Annotated in this window: 5 protein-coding genes; 3 read left to right on the plus strand and 2 right to left on the minus strand. The window is 56.4% G+C overall.

Translation table 11 applies throughout. The annotated features are described in order from the left end of the window. Window positions 1–521, minus strand: a 521-nt coding sequence (locus tag IJN28_04330) for a 50S ribosome-binding GTPase (protein MBQ6712998.1), incomplete at its 3' end; no start/stop codon positions are given. Further along, window positions 518–778 carry a ferrous iron transport protein A gene (locus tag IJN28_04335; protein MBQ6712999.1) on the minus strand — a complete coding sequence of 87 codons (261 nt, stop codon included), beginning with the start codon at window positions 776–778 and terminating at the stop codon, window positions 518–520. The genes IJN28_04335 and IJN28_04330, both read right to left, overlap by 4 nt. Window positions 779–956: 178 nt before the next feature. Between IJN28_04335 and iorA the strand changes: the two genes are divergently transcribed. From iorA to IJN28_04350, 3 genes are read left to right on the plus strand one after another with little or no spacing between them, the layout of a single operon-like run. Beyond that, window positions 957–2,741, plus strand: a complete 1,785-nt coding sequence (gene iorA, locus IJN28_04340; protein MBQ6713000.1) for an indolepyruvate ferredoxin oxidoreductase subunit alpha — start codon at window positions 957–959, stop codon at window positions 2,739–2,741. Between the two features lies 1 nt (window position 2,742). Continuing rightward, window positions 2,743–3,333, plus strand: coding sequence for an indolepyruvate oxidoreductase subunit beta (locus IJN28_04345; protein MBQ6713001.1), 591 nt, complete (start codon window positions 2,743–2,745; stop codon window positions 3,331–3,333). Window position 3,334: 1 nt separating this feature from the next. After that, window positions 3,335–4,567: a phenylacetate--CoA ligase gene (locus IJN28_04350; protein MBQ6713002.1), complete on the plus strand. Its 1,233-nt coding sequence runs from the start codon at window positions 3,335–3,337 to the stop codon at window positions 4,565–4,567. Window positions 4,568–4,693 lie beyond the last annotated feature (126 nt).

A 4,693-nucleotide genomic window follows, 5' to 3' on the forward strand; every position in this document is an offset into this window, starting at 1 on the left:
ACACCGAGAAGATGCGACAGCTTTTCCCCGTCAATGGCAATGCCGCACCGCTTTGCCTCGTCTATCATGTTGAGCACAACGATGAGCGGTATGCCCATCTCGATCAGCTGCAAAGTCAAGAACAAGTCGCGCGTCAGATGCACCGCATCGACGATATTGATAACGATATCGGCAGACAGTATCACGTCGCGCGCCACACGTTCCTCCTCGCCTGCCGACCCGACACCGTACACACCGGGCGTATCGACGAGCGTATCGCGCCCAAGACGCGCACACCGGACATCGAGCGTCGTTCCTGCATAATTCGACACCTCACGATATACACCCGACAGCGCGGTAAAAAAAACAGACTTACCTACATTCGGATTACCTGCCAAGACGACCGTCCGCCCCCTATCGCGCGAACCATCGCGTGCCGCCCGCGACCATCTCCCCTTATCAGGCGGACTGCCGCTTCGCTCCTTGCCGAACAGACCGCCTCTCAGCGCCTTTTTCCACCATGGCAGACCGCCCCTCCTCATCGCCTGCCACCGCTTCTCGACACAGGCCATACGCGAATACGCTTCGCCAGCCTCTGCCCGACAGCGAACTCCTGCCCTCCGCGCGCGAGCACGACCGCCCCTGCCCATACATTCGCCGTACACGTCACGACTGCGCCTTCTGCCAAGCCCAGTCTGAGTGCCTGCACGCGCACATCCTTCTCCTCGATCACGCCCACGCGTACCGCCATTCCGCGTGTGACCTCATCAAGCGTCATACGAACACCGCCTTTTTCCATAGAATGGTTATCCATATACGCCGAAGCATCGTTTCATACCTGAAATCGTATAAAAAAACGGAAAAACCACAGGAAATTCGCGCACACACCATGACTTATTGCGATAAACATGATATAGTTATAAGATGGTGATTTTGTGTCGCCACCCAAATGCAAGAAGAATTGAGATGAGAAAAATATGAAAGAACTTCTGATGGGGAACGAAGCGATCGCGCTCGGAGCACTCGCCGCAGGTGTCAAAGTCGTCAGCGGGTATCCCGGTACGCCATCGACGGAAGTCCTTGAAACGATCGCCAAACGTCGCACAAGCGATGTATATGTAGAATGGTCTGTCAATGAAAAAACTGCCATGGAAGTCGCGGCAGGCGCGGCCGTCGCAGGCTCTCGTGCACTCGTCACGATGAAGCAAGTCGGCCTCAACGTAGCCTCCGACCCGCTCATGTGCATCAACTATGTCGGTATCAAAGGAGGCCTCGTCGTCCTCTGTGCCGACGACCCGGGCCCGATCTCGTCGCAGACGGAACAGGACACGCGCCATTTCGGCCGCTATGCCCGTATCCCCGTACTCGACCCTGCCACGCCCGAAGAAGCATATCAAATGATACAAGACGCATTCGAGCTTTCCGAAGCCATCGGCACGCCCGTTATCCTTCGTCCGACGACGCGCGTATGCCATGCGTGTGCGTCCATCGAAGCCGCACCGCCCGCTTCGCGCGAAGGTCAAGGCTTCACCAAAGACAGCCGTTGGTGCATCTTCCCGCGCCTGTCGTTCATGGCGAAACAAAAACTGTTCGCTCGTGAAACGGAGCTTGCCGAAAAGCTCTCCGCCTATCCGTATAACCGCATCGAAGGCACAGGCACAGTCGGTATCGTGACAGGCGGTGTCAGTGCGGCATACGTCAAAGATGCCATCGCAGACCTCGGTACAGACGTACGCGTACTCACCGTTGCCACGCCGTACCCGCTGCCCGAACCGCTCGCGGAAGAATTTCTCGCAGGCGTAGAACGCGTACTCGTTATCGAAGAACTCGACCCAGTCCTCGAGGACGCAATGCTCCTCCTCGCAGGCAAAAAACATATCAACATTGAAATATGCGGTAAACATACCGGTCACACCATCACCGCAGGTGAAAACAGCCACACGCTCGTGCGTACACAGATTGCGAACTTCCTCGGAATCGTTGCCCCTGCCGTACCTCAGCTTGCACAAGGCGCACCCGAGCTTCCCGTTCGTCCGCCGACACTCTGCGCAGGTTGTCCGCACCGCGCATCGTTCTACGCGGTCAAAGAAGCTATGGCAAAAAGACCTGCCGTATTCAGCGGTGACATCGGCTGCTATACGCTCGGCAACGCGGCACCCTTACACATGGTAGACACGTGCCTTTGCATGGGCGCGGCCATCTCCATGCCGCAGGGTATCGCACGCACAGGCCACGATGCCGTACACTTCGGCTTCGTCGGCGACTCCACGTTCTTCCACAGCGGTATCACGAACGTCATCAACGCCGTCTACAACAACATGGACGAAGTCGTCGTCATTCTCGACAACTCCACCACCGCCATGACAGGCCATCAGCCCCACCCGGGCATCGGCCGTACCATGATGGGTGATGTATCGGCAAAAATCTCGATCGAAAAAGTCCTCGAAGCAGTCGGCGTCACGAGCATCCGCATCGTAGACCCGCTCGACCTTCCGCGCGCAAAACAAGCTGTCCGCGAAGCATCGGAAGAAAAAGGCGTCCGTGTCATCATCTTCCGCTCGCCGTGCATCGCACTTTTCAAAGGCGAACACACGCGCCAGACCAACTACAACTGCATCGGCTGTCAAACGTGCATCAAAGAGATCGGCTGTCCCGCACTCTCGATGAAAAACGACCGCTGCGTCATCGACACATCGCTTTGCAACGGATGCGGACTGTGTCAGCACGTCTGCCCATGCCAAGCGATCGAGGAGGTAAAATAACATGAAAAACTGTCTTTTATGCGGTGTCGGCGGTCAGGGTACCGTCCTCGCCTCTCGACTGATCGCTCACTGCGCGATGCTTCAGGGAACATTCGCCCGCACCGCCGAAACCATCGGCATGGCACAGCGCGGTGGCTCTGTCGTCAGCCACGTTCGTCTCGGCGACGACGTACACAGCTCGCTCATCCCGCTCGGGCAGGCAGAGCTTCTCATCGCCTTTGAGCCGTGCGAAGCCGTACGCTGTCTGCCGTATCTGAAATCGGATGCCACCATCATCGTTGCTGCGCGCACGATCCAGCCCGTCACAGGTGCCTTGAGCGGCAAGACCTTTGACGCAGACGAAATGATAGACTACCTTCGCGCGCATGCCAAGACCGTCATCACCGTAGACGGCGACGCAATCGCAAACGAAGTCGGCTCACCGAAGGTCCTCAACGTCGCCCTTCTCGGCGCGGCATCGGCAACAGGCGTACTCGGCATCACGAGCGCGGAGATCGAATCGGCACTCGCCGAAAAGCTTCCGCCGAAAGTCCTCGCCATGAACCAAAAAGCACTTGCCCTCGGCGCCGAGTGCGTAAAGGAGTCCAACTGAAATGCAGATGAAACCCGAAACACTTTCCATCATCAAACAACAGGCCAAACGTCTTCAAGCACTTGAAACGAGCCTTTATCACGAAAAATTCAAAGGAATCGACATCGACGCCATCGAAACGGCAGAAGACTTCGCCAAGCTTCCCTTCACCGAAAAAAAAGACCTCCGCGACGTCTATCCGCTCGGCCTTGCCGCTGTTCCCGAAGAACAGATCGTCCGTATCCACTCCTCGAGCGGTACGACAGGCACGCCTATCATCATCCCGTATACGCAAAAAGACGTTGACGACTGGGCGATCCTCTTCGAGCGCTGCTACCGCATCGCAGGCGTGACGATGAACGACCGCGTCCAGATCACGCCCGGCTACGGACTCTGGACGGCAGGTATCGGCTTCCAGCTCGGCGTTGAACGACTTGGTGCCATGGCCATCCCGATGGGCCCCGGCAACACCGAAAAACAGCTTCGTTTCCTCGAAGATATGAGATCGACCGTCCTCTGTGCGACGAGCTCGTACGCACTTCTTCTCGCCGAAGAGATCGCCAAACGCGGTATCCATGACAAAGTGTATCTCAAAAAAGGCATCATCGGTTCCGAGCGTTGGGGCGAAAAAATGCGCCGTCGTATCAAAAGCGAACTCGGCATCGAGCTCTACGACATCTACGGCCTCACCGAGATCTACGGTCCGGGTATTGCAGTAAGCTGTCAGCATGACTGCGGTATGCACTACTTCGACGATTATCTCTACTTCGAGATCATCGACCCCGTCACAGGCGAAAACCTCCCCGACGGCGAGCTCGGCGAACTCGTCATCACCACGCTCCAGAAAGAAGGCGCACCGCTCATCCGTTACCGCACGCATGACCTTACGCGCATCCTGCCCGATGCGTGCCCGTGCGGCAGAAGCCTTCCGCGCATCGACATCATCCTCGGCCGTACCGACGATATGATCAAAGTAAAAGGCGTCAACATGTTCCCTGCACAGATCGAAGAAGTCTTAAAAGCCGTTGACGGCATCTCGAGCGAATACCTCGTCGAAGTCAACCACGTAGACGGCCGCGACCATATGATCGTCAAATTCGAAGTAGACGACCACGAAAAAGCACCGCTTCTCGAAAAAGCCGTCCGTCACCAGTTCAAACAGCGTATCGGCATGACACCCGATACCCTCGCCGTCCCGATGGGCACGCTCCCCAGAAGCGAGAAAAAATCAAAACGCGTGATAGATAATCGCTAAGGGAAGTGCGACTCATCGCATAAAGTGAATATAAGAAATATGAAAGCCACCTATGCACAAGGATGTGTGCGGGTGGCTTTTGTTATTTCTTATTGGCTCTGTTTGTTTTTGTCGTGTGTATTGACA

Source organism: Selenomonadales bacterium (genome assembly GCA_017442105.1).
Taxonomy (GTDB): domain Bacteria; phylum Bacillota; class Negativicutes; order RGIG982; family RGIG982; genus RGIG982.

Excerpts from the sequence above, each read along its gene's own strand:
- IJN28_04350 (MBQ6713002.1), top strand. The coding sequence starts at position 3,335 with ATGCAGATGAAACCCGAAACACTTTCCATCATCAAACAACAGGCCAAA.
- iorA (MBQ6713000.1), top strand. The coding sequence starts at position 957 with ATGAAAGAACTTCTGATGGGGAACGAAGCGATCGCGCTCGGAGCACTC.
- IJN28_04345 (MBQ6713001.1), top strand. The coding sequence starts at position 2,743 with ATGAAAAACTGTCTTTTATGCGGTGTCGGCGGTCAGGGTACCGTCCTC.
- IJN28_04335 (MBQ6712999.1), bottom strand. The coding sequence starts at position 778 with ATGGAAAAAGGCGGTGTTCGTATGACGCTTGATGAGGTCACACGCGGA.